Source organism: Actibacterium atlanticum (assembly GCF_000671395.1).
Taxonomy (GTDB): domain Bacteria; phylum Pseudomonadota; class Alphaproteobacteria; order Rhodobacterales; family Rhodobacteraceae; genus Actibacterium_D; species Actibacterium_D atlanticum.
Genome location: NZ_AQQY01000014.1, coordinates 1 through 14,257 on the forward strand (window position 1 = coordinate 1; position 14,257 = coordinate 14,257).

At 59.8% G+C, this 14,257-nt stretch carries 19 protein-coding genes; 10 read left to right on the forward strand and 9 right to left on the reverse strand.

Translation table 11 applies throughout. The features are described from left to right. Positions 1-52: 52 nt before the first annotated feature. The 8 genes from ATO10_RS14985 (at position 53) to ATO10_RS15020 (ending at position 6,680) form a co-directional block, all read left to right on the forward strand. Positions 53-1,258, forward strand: a complete 1,206-nt coding sequence (locus tag ATO10_RS14985; protein WP_035253161.1) for a phosphoglycerate kinase — start codon at positions 53-55, stop codon at positions 1,256-1,258. A 12-nt stretch (positions 1,259-1,270) separates the two neighbouring features. Next, entirely contained in the window at positions 1,271-2,350 is a 1,080-nt protein-coding gene (gene fba, locus ATO10_RS14990) for a class II fructose-bisphosphate aldolase (protein ID WP_035253164.1), read from the forward strand. A 171-nt stretch (positions 2,351-2,521) separates the two neighbouring features. After that, a complete protein-coding gene (gene rpe, locus ATO10_RS14995) occupies positions 2,522-3,220 on the forward strand; it encodes a ribulose-phosphate 3-epimerase (protein ID WP_035253166.1) in 699 nt (232 codons plus the stop codon). Positions 3,221-3,332: 112 nt separating this feature from the next. Beyond that, positions 3,333-4,277 carry an MBL fold metallo-hydrolase gene (locus ATO10_RS15000; RefSeq protein ID WP_035253167.1) on the forward strand — a complete coding sequence of 315 codons (945 nt, stop codon included), beginning with the start codon at positions 3,333-3,335 and terminating at the stop codon, positions 4,275-4,277. After that, the gene (locus ATO10_RS15005) at positions 4,277-4,831 is read left to right on the forward strand and encodes a thioredoxin family protein (protein ID WP_035253169.1); all 555 of its coding nucleotides are present in this window, start codon (positions 4,277-4,279) and stop codon (positions 4,829-4,831) included. The genes ATO10_RS15000 and ATO10_RS15005 overlap by 1 nt, the downstream gene beginning before the upstream one ends. Continuing rightward, on the forward strand, positions 4,828-5,487 hold the full coding sequence (gene gph, locus ATO10_RS15010; protein WP_035253171.1) for a phosphoglycolate phosphatase: 660 nt from the start codon (positions 4,828-4,830) through the stop codon (positions 5,485-5,487). The genes ATO10_RS15005 and gph overlap by 4 nt, the downstream gene beginning before the upstream one ends. Continuing rightward, a complete protein-coding gene (locus tag ATO10_RS15015; RefSeq protein ID WP_035253173.1) occupies positions 5,484-6,179 on the forward strand; it encodes an HAD family hydrolase in 696 nt (231 codons plus the stop codon). The genes gph and ATO10_RS15015 overlap by 4 nt, the downstream gene beginning before the upstream one ends. 69 nt (positions 6,180-6,248) lie before the next feature. After that, the gene (locus ATO10_RS15020; protein ID WP_035253175.1) at positions 6,249-6,680 is read left to right on the forward strand and encodes a protein tyrosine phosphatase family protein; all 432 of its coding nucleotides are present in this window, start codon (positions 6,249-6,251) and stop codon (positions 6,678-6,680) included. A 33-nt stretch (positions 6,681-6,713) separates the two neighbouring features. Here the strand turns inward: ATO10_RS15020 and ATO10_RS15025 are convergent, their stop codons facing one another. Together ATO10_RS15025 and ATO10_RS15030 are read right to left on the reverse strand one after the other, a co-directional pair. Further along, a complete protein-coding gene (locus tag ATO10_RS15025) occupies positions 6,714-7,049 on the reverse strand; it encodes a phasin family protein (RefSeq protein ID WP_035253177.1) in 336 nt (111 codons plus the stop codon). 88 nt (positions 7,050-7,137) lie between these two features. Further along, positions 7,138-8,307 (reverse strand): alpha-D-ribose 1-methylphosphonate 5-triphosphate diphosphatase, encoded by a 1,170-nt coding sequence (locus ATO10_RS15030; RefSeq protein WP_272945313.1) that lies wholly within the window; start codon positions 8,305-8,307, stop codon positions 7,138-7,140. Positions 8,308-8,360: 53 nt separating this feature from the next. Here ATO10_RS15030 and ATO10_RS15035 point away from each other — a divergent pair, with 53 nt between their 5' ends. Next, positions 8,361-9,050, forward strand: a complete 690-nt coding sequence (locus ATO10_RS15035) for a DUF1045 domain-containing protein (protein ID WP_035253181.1) — start codon at positions 8,361-8,363, stop codon at positions 9,048-9,050. On the opposite strand, the gene phnN is transcribed toward ATO10_RS15035, so the two are convergent. From phnN to ATO10_RS15055, 4 genes are read right to left on the reverse strand one after another with little or no spacing between them, the layout of a single operon-like run. Beyond that, the gene (phnN, locus tag ATO10_RS15040) at positions 9,032-9,574 is read right to left on the reverse strand and encodes a phosphonate metabolism protein/1,5-bisphosphokinase (PRPP-forming) PhnN (RefSeq protein ID WP_035253182.1); all 543 of its coding nucleotides are present in this window, start codon (positions 9,572-9,574) and stop codon (positions 9,032-9,034) included. The two genes, ATO10_RS15035 and phnN, sit on opposite strands and share 19 nt — an antisense overlap. Next, positions 9,574-10,257: a phosphonate C-P lyase system protein PhnL gene (gene phnL / locus ATO10_RS15045; protein ID WP_035253184.1), complete on the reverse strand. Its 684-nt coding sequence runs from the start codon at positions 10,255-10,257 to the stop codon at positions 9,574-9,576. The genes phnN and phnL overlap by 1 nt, the downstream gene beginning before the upstream one ends. Positions 10,258-10,261: 4 nt before the next feature. Continuing rightward, positions 10,262-11,032: a phosphonate C-P lyase system protein PhnK gene (gene phnK / locus ATO10_RS15050; protein WP_035253186.1), complete on the reverse strand. Its 771-nt coding sequence runs from the start codon at positions 11,030-11,032 to the stop codon at positions 10,262-10,264. Further along, positions 11,029-11,907: an alpha-D-ribose 1-methylphosphonate 5-phosphate C-P-lyase PhnJ gene (locus ATO10_RS15055; protein ID WP_035253188.1), complete on the reverse strand. Its 879-nt coding sequence runs from the start codon at positions 11,905-11,907 to the stop codon at positions 11,029-11,031. The genes phnK and ATO10_RS15055 overlap by 4 nt, the downstream gene beginning before the upstream one ends. Positions 11,908-11,975: 68 nt before the next feature. Here ATO10_RS15055 and ATO10_RS16450 point away from each other — a divergent pair, with 68 nt between their 5' ends. Then, complete coding sequence (locus ATO10_RS16450; protein ID WP_155886783.1) at positions 11,976-12,125, forward strand: hypothetical protein; 150 nt, start codon at positions 11,976-11,978, stop codon at positions 12,123-12,125. Between the two features lie 5 nt (positions 12,126-12,130). Here ATO10_RS16450 and ATO10_RS15060 read toward each other — a convergent pair whose 3' ends face one another. From ATO10_RS15060 to phnG, 3 genes are read right to left on the reverse strand one after another with little or no spacing between them, the layout of a single operon-like run. Further along, on the reverse strand, positions 12,131-13,216 hold the full coding sequence (locus ATO10_RS15060) for a carbon-phosphorus lyase complex subunit (protein WP_035253189.1): 1,086 nt from the start codon (positions 13,214-13,216) through the stop codon (positions 12,131-12,133). Further along, positions 13,216-13,800: a phosphonate C-P lyase system protein PhnH gene (gene phnH / locus ATO10_RS15065; RefSeq protein ID WP_035253190.1), complete on the reverse strand. Its 585-nt coding sequence runs from the start codon at positions 13,798-13,800 to the stop codon at positions 13,216-13,218. The genes ATO10_RS15060 and phnH overlap by 1 nt, the downstream gene beginning before the upstream one ends. A 2-nt stretch (positions 13,801-13,802) precedes the next feature. Next, positions 13,803-14,255 (reverse strand): phosphonate C-P lyase system protein PhnG, encoded by a 453-nt coding sequence (gene phnG, locus ATO10_RS15070; protein ID WP_035253191.1) that lies wholly within the window; start codon positions 14,253-14,255, stop codon positions 13,803-13,805. Between the last annotated feature and the right edge of the window lie 2 nt (positions 14,256-14,257).

A 14,257-nucleotide genomic window follows, 5' to 3' on the forward strand; every position in this document is an offset into this window, starting at 1 on the left:
GGTTCTCAAACCGCATGGCTGACACCGCCGTCGCAATGGGAGGGCTGATTTAATGGATATCACCCCGATTATGGATATGGACGTCAAAGGTAAGCGCCTGCTGGTGCGGGCCGATCTGAACGTCCCTGTACAAGACGGTTTCATCACCGATGACACCCGTATCAAGCGCTTCGCCGAAGGCATGCGCCCGCTGCTGGAACGCGGGGCCCGTTTGGTTATTCTTACCCATATGGGCCGCCCGAATGGCAATCTGGATTCCTCGCTTTCGGTCGACAAACTGCGCCCGGCACTGGCCAAGCACCTTGGGGTACCGGTGACCTTTTCGGATATCTCTGCGGGTCCGGCGGCAGAAATCAACGTCAGCCGGATTGGCGATGGCGAAGTGATCCTGTGCGAAAACGTGCGCTATAACCCGGGCGAGGAACAAAACGACCCCGAACTGGCGGCGCAGTTCGCGCGGCTGGGCGACATCTATGTCAACGACGCGTTTTCCTGTGCACACCGCGCCCATGCGTCAACAGCGGCCATCACCAATTTCCTGCCCTCTGCCGCGGGCCCCTTGTTGCTGGCCGAGCTCAAGGCCCTGTCCACCGCGCTTGAAACGCCGCAAAGCCCGGCCGTCGCGATTGTCGGTGGCGCGAAAGTGTCGACCAAAATCGCGGTGCTGAAACATCTGGTGCAAAAACTGGATGCCATCATTGTTGGCGGCGGCATGGCAAACACGTTTCTGTTTGCCAGAGGGGCGCCCATGGGCCGATCCCTGCACGAGGCAAACATGACCGAAACCGTGGCCGAGATTTACGCTTTGGCGCGGGCCTCGGGTTGCGAAATTCTGCTGCCCGAAGATGTGGTTGTCGCCAAGGAATTCCGCGAAGGCGCCCGCAAGAAAATCGTACCGTGGGACAAATGCCCCGACGATTCCATGATCCTGGATGCGGGCACAGTTGCTTTGCGTAATTTCCAGGGCGTGCTGGCCAGCGCACAGACCATTTTGTGGAATGGCCCGCTTGGCGCTTTTGAAATCCCGCCTTTCGACCATTCCACCATGGCGCTGTCCGAAACCGCAGCCGAGCTGACCCGCGCCGGGCTTGCCGTGTCTGTGGCTGGCGGCGGTGACACCGTCGCCGCGCTGAATACTGCCGGTGTCGCGGATGAATTCACCTATGTCTCGACCGCCGGTGGCGCCTTCCTGGAATGGCTCGAAGGCAAAACCCTGCCCGGCATCGCCGCGCTGATGAACGCTCAAAAAGCTGCCTGAGGGAGGAACATCATGGCACTTATTACCCTTCGACAACTGCTGGATCACGCGGCCGAATATGGCTATGGCGTGCCCGCCTTCAACATCAACAACATGGAACAGGGTCTGGCGATCATGGAGGCCGCAAAGGCGGTGGATGCGCCGGTGATCCTGCAGGCCTCGCGCGGGGCACGCTCCTATGCCGGGGACATCATGCTGCGCCACATGGTGCAGGCCCTGTCGGAAATGTACCCGAATATTCCGGTCTGCATGCACCAAGACCACGGCAACAACGAAGCCACCTGCATGACTGCCATCCGCCACGGCTTTACCAGCGTGATGATGGATGGCTCGCTTGAGGCCGATATGAAAACCCCGTCCAGTTATGAATACAACGTCGATATCACCGCCCGCGTCGCCGAAATGGCGCATTGGGTTGGGGCCTCGGTCGAAGGCGAGCTGGGCGTGCTTGGCAGCCTCGAAACCGGCGAAGCAGGCGAAGAAGACGGCTCGGGCGCGGTGGGTAAACTGACCACCGACCAGCTGCTGACCGACCCGGATCAGGCGGTGGATTTCGTCACCCGCACCAAATGCGACGCATTGGCCATTGCCTGCGGCACCTCGCATGGGGCGTATAAGTTTACCCGCAAACCCACCGGCGACATCCTGTCGATGGAAACCATCCGCGCGATCAACGAAAAGCTGCCCGGCATTCACCTTGTGATGCACGGCTCCAGCTCGGTCCCGCAGGAATTGCAGGACCTGATCAATGCCAGCGGCGGAGACATGCCGCAAACCTATGGCGTGCCGGTTGAAGAGATCGAACGCGGCATCAAGATGGGCGTGCGCAAGGTTAACATCGACACCGATTGCCGCATGGCGATGACCGGCCAGTTCCGTAAAGTGGCACAGGGGGACCCTTCTCAGTTTGACCCGCGCAAATTCCTGATCCCGGCGATGAAGGAAATGGAAGACCTGTGCCGTGACCGGTTTGAACGCTTTGGCACCGCGGGCAATGCCGCAAAGATCAAAGTGATTGATCTGGATGACATGGCCGCACGTTATGCCAGCGGCGCGTTGGACCCCAAGACCGCGACTGCGCAAGCTGCCTGATGCGCGACTGCGGGCCTGCGGCACCACCTCTTTCCCTGTCAACCAGACGGTGGTGCCGCCCCTGCCCCTTTATCCGAGATTTCACGGATGCGCCTGCGCCAAGGGCCAGCTATATTGGCGCAAAGCGTAAACCAAGCCGGGGCAACCCCCCGCATGAAGGAGAAATGAACCATGGGCTTTGACCGTTCCATCAAGATCGCACCGTCGATCCTGTCGGCCGACTTTGCCAATTTCGGACAAGAAATTCAGGCCATCGAAGCCCAGGGCGCCGACTGGGTGCATGTGGACGTGATGGATGGCCACTTTGTGCCCAACCTCACCTTTGGCCCGCCCGCCGTCAAAGCGTTCCGTCCGCATGTGAAAACCTTCATGGATGTGCACCTGATGATCGCGCCCGTGGACCCTTATATTCAGGCCTATGCCGATGCGGGGGCCGATATGATCGTGGCCCACTGGGAAGCCGGCCCGCACCCGCACCGCACGTTGCAGGCGATTAAGGCCACCGGGACCAAGGCGGGCATCAGCCTGAACCCCGGCACCCCGGCCAGCGTGATCGAACATCTGCTGCCGCTGTGCGATATGGTTTTGGTGATGAGCGTAAACCCCGGCTTCGGCGGTCAGAAGTTCATCCCCTCGTCGGTCGACAAGGTGCGTCAGGTACGCGAGATGATCGGCGATCGCGACATCCACATTCAGGTCGATGGCGGCGTTGACCCGACCACCGTCGGACCGCTTGTCGCCGCTGGCGCCGATTGCTTTGTCGCAGGTTCAGCAGTGTTTAAGGGCGGTTCCGTGGATACGCCCGAGGTCTATGGCGAGAACATTCGCGCCATTCGCAACGCCGCAGAGGGAGCGCTGAAAGCCGCATAACATGCATATGGGATGTGCATGCGATGTGCATCGGATGTGTATTGCCACTCTGGCCTTACATATTCGTATGTGTAAATGTTCTGATCAGGAGATTTAAAGGGAGATCCAGATCATGATCCGTACCGCCATTTTCGCGGCGTGCTTTGCCATGCCCGCATTTGCCTCGGAAGACATCGCTGACAAGTATCCTCAATCGGTTCTTTACGACAAACCGATTGAGGTCATCCCCAATGTGTGGTCCGCCATCGGCGCCACTGCCCCGCCCACCTATGAAAACGCCGGTCACAACAACAATCTGTCGTTTCTGGTTACCGGTGACGGGGTCGTGGTGATAAATGGCGGCGCAAATTACAAACTCGCGCAGGCGCTTCACGCCGAAATCAAACAGGTCACCGATCAACCGGTGAAACTGGTGATCAATGAAAACGGTCAGGGCCACGCCATGCTGGGCAATAGCTATTGGCTGGCACAGGGCGTGGACATTCTGGCCCATGTCGACGCGGTCCATGAATTCGAAGAACGCGAGGCCCAGATACTGGCCGGAATGCAACGCTATGCACGCGAAAATTCCGAAGGAACTGAACTGGTTAGGCCCACAATGACCTTCGAGGACACCCACGTTATCGACATGGGTGACATGCATATCGAGGTGCTCTATCTGGGCCCGGCGCACGGCGCGGGCGACACGCAGGTCTGGCTGCCGGATCTGTCGATGATGATCGCCGGTGATATCGCCTTTAACGGCCGCATGACCCCGATTTTCACCGACACCTGCACCAGCTGCTGGATCGAAACATGGGAAACCGGCTTTGCCCCGCTGAACCCCACCTACATCATTCCCGGCCACGGCTACCCCACCAATCTGGCGCAGGTCACCCACCACACGATGGGCTATCTGAAGGACCTGCGCACCAAGATCGGCGCGCATTTGGACAATGGCGGCACATTGGATGACGCCTATTACGTCGATCAGTCCAACTGGGAATTTCTGGATACTTTCAACGAGTTGGCGACGAAAAACGCCGGCACAGTCTTTGCGGAAATGGAGTTCGAATAATGCCTTTATCCCCTCCGGTTTGCGATTTCGGGTGGCGTGCCCCTGATTTCGCCCTGCCCGGCACCGATGGCAAAACCCATGCTCTGGCGGATATCGCCGGGGCAAACGGGACCCTTGTGATGTTCATCTGCAATCATTGCCCCTATGTGGTGTCTGTGCGCGATCGCATCATCCAGGACGCCGTCGCCTTGCAGGACCTGGGGGTGGGCGTCGTGGCGATCAGCGCCAATGACGCCGTGGCTTATCCGGCAGACAGCTTTGAAAAGATGGTGGAACTGGATCAGCGGCTCAAGCTGCCCTTCCCCTATCTCTATGACGAGTCACAGGAAGTAGCCCGCGCCTATGGTGCGATCTGCACGCCTGACTTCTTTGGCTTTGATGCCGATCTGGGCCTGCAATATCGCGGGCGTCTGGATGGTGCGGGCCGCAACCCTGATGCGGGCGACCTGCCACGAGAGCTCTTTGAGGCCATGAAGCAAGTCGCTGAAACCGGGCATGGGCCTGCCGAACAAATTCCCTCGATGGGATGTTCGATCAAATGGAAAACGTCATGAACTCTGTCATCTTTGATCTCGACGGGACGCTGGTAGAAAGCGCGCCCGACATTCGTCAGGCCGCCAACCGAATGCTGGCGGATCACGGGCTGGAACCGCTCGACCTTCCGACAATTATTTCATTTATTGGCAATGGCTTACCAACCCTTGTTGAGAGAGTGATTAAAGCCACTGATCTGGACATGGCCGATCATGAGGCCCTGACCCAAGAGGTCCTGCATCACTATAATACCGCCGGTCATGATCTGACCGTGCCGTTTCCCGGCGTGCGTGAGGTGCTGATCTCTCTGAAGGCGCGCGGGGCGATCCTTGGTGTCTGCACCAACAAGCCCGAATCCGCCGCAAAGGACGTGTTGGAACACGTTGATATGGCTAAGTTTTTCGATGTCGTAATCGGTGGCGACACCCTGCCGGTGAACAAGCCAGACCCCGCCCCGCTTTTGGCAGCCCATGCCAAGCTGGGCGCCGGGCCGATGGTCTATGTTGGCGACAGCGATGTCGATGCCGCCACCGCCAAAGCCGCCGATGTGCCTTTTGCGCTGTTCACCGAAGGGTACCGCAAATCGCCGGTGGCGCAGCTTTATCATTCGGCCAGTTTCGCCGACTACGCCGATCTGCCCGCAATTGTTGAACGCCTGACTCCGGTGTCCGCATGACCCTGCGCGCTTTGATATTTGACGTCGACGGCACGCTTGCCGAAACCGAAGAGGCCCACCGCGCCGCCTTCAACAACACTTTCGCCAAATGGGGGCTGGACTGGCATTGGAGCCAGTCAGACTATCGCACCCTACTGAAAGTCACCGGCGGCAAAGAGCGGATCAAGGCCTTCCAGTCTTCGCTGGCGGGTGCCCGGTTGACGGATGAGCAAATCGCCCAGATGCACAAGGAAAAAACCGCCCGATATGGCGAAATCCTTGCCAGCGGGTTGCTTGAACTGCGCCCCGGCGTGGCCGCGCTGATCGACACCGCCCGTCGGGCTGGTGTCAAACTGGCCGTCGCCACAACCACCAACACCCCGAATGTCGAGGCCCTGTGCCAGTGCTGCTGGAATGCCCCGGCAACTGACGTGTTTGACCACATCGCAGCCGGGGACATGGTGGCCCAAAAGAAGCCTGCGCCCGATGTGTATCTGCTTGCCCTTCAGCAACTGAACCTGCCTGCGGACCACTGCATCGCCTTTGAAGACAGCCTCAACGGTCTGCGATCCGCCCATGACGCGAAGCTGCGGGTGCTGATGACGGCGTCGGCCTATACCGATGACGAAGACCACAGCGCGGCCCAGTGGCAAGCGCCTTCCCTTATGGCGCAACACCTGCCCATGGAACTCAGCGAAGCGCTGCGCTGCTAATCCACCGCTTGCGCCGCGCCCGGGTTTGGGTATGTTTCCCCAAACGCTCGCATCAACAGGACAGCCCGCATGGATATCCGCACGGTCACCGATCACTTTTCGGCTTCGCCACAAATCGACATTGCCGACGTGGCGACACTTGCCGAGGCTGGCTTTAAAACCGTGATCTGCAACCGCCCCGATGATGAAATCCCGGGTCAACCTTCCGCACAAGCCATGCAAGCCGCCTGCGAAGACGCCGGTCTGGCCTTTCATTTCCTGCCCGTCTTTCCGGGCAGGTTCACCCTTGATCTGGTCGAGCAACTGGAAGCGGTGCTTGGCAGTTGCGAGGGACCGGTTCTGGCCTATTGCCGCTCTGGCACGCGCTCGACCATGTTGTGGGGATTGGCCAGTTCCAGCAAAGCGCCTTCTGGCCCGCTGATGGAAGCCGCCGCCAAGGCCGGGTATGACCTGTCGCCCCTATGCGGCGCAATGGACGCGCGTTTTAAAGAGAACGGCTGATCAAAGCCCCCGCGACTTGGGGGCTTTGGAGAGTCAGGCTGATTTCTTCAGGGCCGCGCCCAGAATTTCCTGACTTGCGGCACTGGACAGGCGGATCATACGCCCGGTTTCTTCGGTGTATTGTTCCAGTGCAGTGCGCACGAAATCTGCCTGAACCCGCGACAGATCTTCGACGTTTTGGCACGATAACAGCGCCTGTTGCACCTTGGCGTCCTCTTGCAGCCGCGCGTTGACGAACTCTACAAATTCAGCGCCCGACTTGCCGATGAAGTCCATGATGGCGTTGCTGAGCCGCCCGGCCATATCCAGACCTTCCATGCTCGAAACCCCGCCAAAATCGGCTTGTTTTGCTTTTTCTTTCGCTTTCATAACTCGCTCCTCCTCGAGTGGTTACGCCCTGAATTATATCAAAGCGTCGCCACCCGCGGATTGCGACAGATCAATGGTAGCGCAACAATCAGGCGACGCGGTGCCCCTGAACCCAGGTTTCGCGCACGGTTGGCGTGCCTTCGATACGTGACACACGGATCAGATCGGCGCGGGCACCAATTTCAAGCCGCCCACGATCAGACAGGCCCGCCGCATCCGCAGGGGCGCGGGTCACGGTGGCAATGCCGCGCGCCATATCACCCCACAGATCGCCCAAAAGAACCGCAGACATCAACAAGGCCGCCGGCACATAGTCCGACGACACGATATCCAGCAGATCCATCTCGGCCAGTTCATGCGCTGCGACATTACCCGAGTGCGAGCCGCCCCGGATCAGGTTCGGTGCCCCCATCATCACTTTAATTCCATGGTCATGACAGGCTTGCGCGGCCTCAACCGTGGTCGGGAATTCAGCCAGACCAATGCCATAGGCGGCCGAGGTTTTGACGTGGTCCGCCGTGGTATCATCATGGCTGGCCAGAACCGCGCCAAAGCGTTTCGCTTCGGCCACGGCGGCGGCTTCGTGATCGGCGCCAAATCGGTCGCGCAGGTCTTTCAAATGGGCGACGTGGTCGTCAAACTCCGCCGGGGTCAGGTTGTGTTTGCCCATCACATATTGCGCCAGTTTGCTGACATCGCGGAACTGGCGTTGGCCGGGCGTGTGATCCATCAGACTAACGATGCCCACCCGGTCTTCCTCGGTAAACTCTGACAGCTCAGCAACCAAAGTTTCCGAACAGACTTCCGCACGCAAATGCAGGAAGTGACTGATCCGCAGGGCATTTTTGGCGCGCAACTCCAGCAACTCGGACGCCAGTCCACGGGCATAGGCTTTGTAGTCGCCCTTTTTACCAGACGGAACCGAGCCAACCCGCATCGCGTCAAACACTGTGGTGATGCCAACCCCTGCCAGTTCAGCATCATGGGCGATGATCGCGCTGGCATGGGGCCAGTCCACCTTGGGGCGGGGCTGAATATGGCGTTCAAGATTGTCAGTGTGCAATTCGATCAGGCCCGGCATCATCATGTCACCGCCGCAATCAACAGCGTTCGCCGGGACATTCCCCCCGGGTTCAATCGCCACGATCTGACCATCACGTAACTGCAGTGACCCGGTCACAACCTCGTCGGGCAAAACAAGTTGTGCATTGGCAAAAACAGTGTCGGTCATCTTGCTCTCCTGAACCTGTGCCGCCACTCTAGCTGTCGAATGTCACACCTTTGTTGCGTGACACCCCTATGGCGGTCCTTATGAAAAATTTTCGACGCTATGCGCTTTATTACGCTCCGCAAAGCGGTGCTTTGTCTGACTTTGGTGCCCAGTGGTTGGGTTGGTGCGCCACGGCTGGCATGCCAGCGGATCATCCGGTTTTGCCCGGCTTGCCCCTGCCCGTCTCGCAGATCACCGAAACCCCGCGCAAATACGGGTTTCATGGCACGTTGAAGCCGCCCTTCTTCCTGAGTGACGGCCAAGACGTGGATGCCTTGCACGCGGCGATTCTGAGCCTGACGCAGCACCTGCCCCCCGTCCGGCTGGAGGGGCTTGAGCTTTCGCAACTGGGGCATTTTCTGGCCCTGACCGCGGTTGGCGATGTCACCAACCTTGCCTCGTTGGCCAGCCATATCGTTATGGAACTGGACCCGTTTCGCGCCCCGCCCAGCCCGGCGGAATTGGCCCGGCGTCGCCCCGAAAGCCTGACCGAGGTACAGCGCGCGCTGCTGCGGCGTTGGGGGTACCCCTATGTGATGGAAGAGTTCCGTTTTCACCTGACGCTGACGGGTCGATTGTCGGCGCCCCATGTCAAGCAGGTCAAAGCAGTGCTGGACCCGGTTGTTGAGCCGCTGTTGCCGCGCCCCTTCGATGTCAGCTCTATTTGCCTGTTTGGCGAGGATACCGCCGGAATGTTCCATCAGCTGCATCGCTATGCGCTGACCGGCTGAAGCGCGGCGCACAGGTGATCCACCGCGTCCTCTAGCGCCCCGTCATTACGGATCATGGTGACATTCATGCCCTGCGGCAGCGCATAGTCGGCGCGCTTCAAACGCCGCGCAATGTCCTGCTGATCCTCCCGGCCCCGTGCCGCCAGTCGGGTTGCCAGAACTTCGGGCGAAGCCGTGATGTGCAATACCTGCAGCTGCGGATACTTGCGCGAGGTGTCCGCCAGCACGCCGCGCGATCCGTTAAAGACAACATCCACCCCGTCGGCCATCAGGGCCTCAATCTGCACCGGAATGCCATAGCTGAGCCCGTGCGCCTGCCAGTCCAGCGCAAAATCGCCGCGCGCTTTACGGGCAGCAAAGGTCTGGGGGCTGACGCCTTCAAAAGCTTCCCCCCCGGCATCCGACGGGCGGGTAATCACACGCCGCACCAGGTGCAAATCAGGCAGGCGCAGCTGCGCGGCCTCCATGAGCGTGTCCTTACCCACACCCGAAGGGCCGACCACCGCAAATAACCGCCCCTTCATCACGCGGCCTTGGCGGGCGTGAACCCCGTTACGTCGACCTCGCGGTCGCAGACACGGGCTCGGGCGGCTTCGTCGTGGAAGATACCGATAATGGCAGCGCCACGTGCTTTGGCTTCTTCGATCAGGGTCAGCACAACCTCGCGGTTGGTGGCGTCCAGACTGGCGGTGGGTTCATCCAGCAGCATAGCCGGAAAACTGTGGGCAAAGCCGCGCGCGATGTTCACCCGCTGCTGTTCGCCACCCGAAAAGGTGGTGGGCGACAGCGCCCACAGCCGTTCGGGGATATTCAGCCGCGCCAGCAGATCACGGGCACGCGCCAGCGCTGCGTCGCGGTCGGTGCCGATGTTCAAGAGCGGTTCGGCCACGACCTCCAAGGTGGGCACACGGGGCACAACGCGCAGAAACTGGCTAACATAGCCCAGCGTGTCACGGCGCAGTTGCAGGATCTCGCGCGGCTCGGCGGTGGCGACATCAACGCCATCCACCACAATAGAACCCGACTGCGACAGGTAGTTGCCATAGATCATCCGCATCAGGGTGGACTTGCCAGCGCCAGACGCGCCGATCAACGCGATGCATTCACCCGGCGCCACCGACAGATGCGCGTTTTCCATCACCGGAATTACTGCGGAACCCTGATTGTGCAGGACGAAGTTCTTGCAAAGATTTTCGATCTTGATCATGAGGTTACACCTGCAAAACAGAAGAAACGAGCAGCTGGGTATAGCCATGCTGCGGATCATCCAGCACCTGATCCGTCAGGCCGGTTTCGACGACATTCCCGTCCTTCATCACCATCAGGCGGTCCGCCAACAGGCGCACCACGGCCAGATCGTGGGTGACGATGATCGCGCTCAGGCCCATCTGGCGCACCAGCCCGCGCAGCAGGTCCAACAGGCGCGCCTGCACCGAAACGTCCAAGCCGCCGGTGGGTTCATCCATGAACACCAACCGCGGCCCGGTCACCAGATTGCGGGCAATTTGCAGGCGCTGCTGCATGCCGCCCGAAAAGGCACTGGGGCGGTCATCAACGCGGTCCTCAGAGATCTCGACCCGGTCCAGCCAATCGACGGCCTGCGCGCGGATATCGCCATAGTGACGCGCGCCCACGGCCATCAGCCGCTCGCCGACGTTGCCACCGGCGCTGACCCCCATGCGCAGCCCGTCACGGGCGTGCTGATGGACAAAGGCCCAATCGGTGCGCCCCAGCATCCGGCGTTCAGGCTCGGACATGGTGACCGTGTCCTTCAGACCCGCCTCGCGTGTGTCAAAAAAAACCTGACCGGCATCAGGAGCCAGATGACCGGCCAGGCAGTTCAGCAATGTGGACTTTCCAGAGCCGGACTCGCCCACAATCCCCATGACCTCGCCGGGGTACAGATCAAACGAAACATCCGTGCAGCCGATCCGGTTGCCGTAGAACTTGGCGATGTCTTTGACTTGCAACAAAGGGGTCATGCCGCGTCCTCCGTGAATGGGGTGCCCATGGTGCCAGTGTGCCCTTCGGCGCGGCGCGTGGCGCAGTAATCGGTGTCCGAGCACACATACATCCGGGTGCCGTCATCATCGACGATGACCTCGTCCAGATAGGTGTGTTCCGCCCCGCACAGCGCGCAGAGATGATCGGCCTTGGAGGGATCAAACGGGTGATCCTCAAAATCCAGACTGACAACCTGTGTATAGGGCGGCAGGGCATAGATGCGTTGTTCACGCCCGGCACCAAACAGCTGGATCGCCGCCATTTCCATCTTGGGGTTGTCGAATTTCGGGATCGGGGATGGGTCCATCACGTACCGCCCTTCAACCTTCACCGGATAGGCATAGGACGTGGCGATATTGCCGTGTCGCGCGATGTCTTCGTACAGCTTCACATGCATCAGCCCGTATTCTTCCAGCGCATGCATTTTGCGGGTTTCCGTCTCGCGCGGTTCCAGAAACCGCAACGGTTCGGGGATTGGCACCTGATATACAAGGATCTGATCTTCGCTCAGCGGTTCTTCGGGAATGCGGTGGCGGGTCTGGATGACCGAGGCATCCGACGTGCGTTCCGTCACCGCCACATCCGCCGTGCGTTCAAAGAACTTCCGGATCGACACGGCGTTGGTGGTGTCATCGGCGCCCTGGTCGATCACTTTGAACGTGTCATCCGCCGTCAGGCAGGCGGCAGATACCTGTACCCCGCCAGTGCCCCAGCCATAAGGCATTGGCATCTCGCGGCTGGCAAAGGGCACCTGATAGCCCGGCACTGCCAATCCCTTCAGGATCGCCCGGCGGATCATCCGCTTGGTCTGTTCGTCCAGATAGGCGAAATTATATTGACCGTTTTGCGTCATTATTCGGCCCCTTTTCGCCAGTAAGTTGATTTCATCGACACGCAGCAAGACACCAAGAGGACTGGCATATGGCCAACATTCTTTCCGGCATCACCTTTGACGAACTGGCCATGACCATCATCGCCGTAGGCGTTCTGCGCGAGGTACTGATCTTCGCCCTGCGCACCCGCCGCTATGCAGATGGGCGCGCCATCATCGGTAAGAACCGGAACGGCTGAAATAGTCATTCCGCGGCCTCCGACATGGCTTCGGTGGCTTCAGCACGCAGCTTGCGCACCAATTCCAATTCAGATTGAAAATCGACGTAATGGGGCAGTTTGATATGCTCCAGAAACCCCGTCGCTTGGATATTGTCGGCATGCGACAGCACGAATTCTTCGTCCTGCGCGGGTGAGCCAACATTGTCTTCGCCCAGCTCTTCCCACCGCAAAGCACGATCGACAAGCGCCATTGAAATGGCTTTGCGTTCCGCCTGCCCAAACACCAGCCCGTAACCGCGAGTGAACTGCGCAGGTTCTGTCTTGGACCCCTGAAATTGGTTCACCGTTTCGCATTCGGTCAATTCGATCTCGCCGATCTCAACCGCGAACCCCAGTTCGGGAACCTCCATTTCGACCGCACAACGCCCGATGCGCAATTCGCCTACAAAGGCGTGGTTGCGGGCATAGCCACGCTGGGTTGAATAGGCCATCGACAGGACAAAACCTTCGTCGCCGCGGGTAAGTGACTGCAGGCGCAAGGGGCGATTGGCCGGAAACTCCAGCGGTTCCCGGGTCAGGTCGGGCGGGGTTTCATCACTGGCAACCTCTTGCTGAATCAACCCTTCTTTATTCAGGAACTCGGTAACATGGGGCAGTGGCGCGCCGCTGGCAGGAGCTTCGGCCGCGGCGCCCCCCTGCCCCTCAGCTGCCAGTTTGAAGTCCAGCAGCCGATGGGTGTAATCAAACGTCGGCCCCAGAATTTGCCCACCGGGCAAATCCTTGAACGTCGCCGAGATGCGCCGATCACAGGCCATTTCCTCGGTTTCGACCGGCAAAGACGCCCCGAAACGTGGCAAGGTGGTGCGATAAGCCCGGATCAGAAAGATCGCCTCGATCAGATCGCCGCGCGACTGTTTTATTGCCAACGCAGCCAGATCAGCATCATAGAGCGAGCCCTCGGCCATCACCCGATTGACCGCCAGCGAAAGCTGTTCGCGGATTTGCTCCAGCGACATCTCGGCCACGCCCAGATCGCCGCGCCGTTCTTCGGCAAGCCATGCATGGGCGTTATCAATAGCGCGTTCGCCACCTTTTACCGCGACATACATCAGACGCTCTCCTGTAGTGCGGGGGTTACCTGCGTGCTGCGCGGCAGGGCCGCGATTTGCGTGCCTGCGGTAAAATAGAAATCCAGCCCCAGCGGAAAGAGCATGGCATTGTTCTGAAACGGCTGAAGATCAGGCAGGTTCAGGTGGTGTTGATGCTCAATGCCCGGACCGCTCAGGGCGGCACCCGTGTTTTTCAGCAAGGGTTGCTCGACAATCAAAGTGGCCGAGCGATCAGGATATTGCGATGTGCCAATGGCAAACTGATCCAGCGGTTGCAGCGCCGACCAGTCACCAAGGGCAAACATGGCCTCTGCCGCGGGAACAATCGGTGCGCCGGTGTGAAAGGCGATCCAGTCGCGAATTTCCGGCACATCATGCGAGGGCGCCAAAAAGAGCGGGGTGTCTGTATCCGCAAGGGTCAGCACCAATGCCCCCCCTGCAACCGACAAAGGCACAGGAGGCTGCGCACCGGTAATCTCAAAGAGCCTACCCGGGCGGGCCATCGCGTTCATCGCAGCACGAAACGCTTGCGCCGATTGTTTAGGAGCGTCTGAAAATCCACCTATAAGAGATTGTTTTTGCATTGTTAATCCTCGCCTCGAACCATGGTGAAGAAATCAACCTTGGTGGCGGCCGCCTTGCGCGCGCGACTGTCATTGCGGTCTTTTGCGGCCTTTTGCAGCGGCTCCAGCACCGTGGTGCGAATGGTCGCGGCGGCGTCGGTCTGCATCAAAGCATCGACCAATGCGGCTTGTTGGGCGTGGGTCTTATCACGCCCCTGAACATAGGCGTGCCCCACCGCTCCGCCTGCCCGCAAAGTCAGCGCACAGCGTGTTACGGTGATCTCGCCCAGATTGAACGGCGCCCCGGCCCCGCCCATACGGCCACGCACCATCACGCCACCGGTTTCAGGCGTGCGAAGCCAGTCAAAAGCTGGGGAATCAAGCGGGCCCATAAGCTGCGCCAGATGCGCAGCCGATGCTTTGGCAAGCAGGCTCATCCAGCCCTGTCGTTCAGTTTGATTTTCGATATTAGACATCT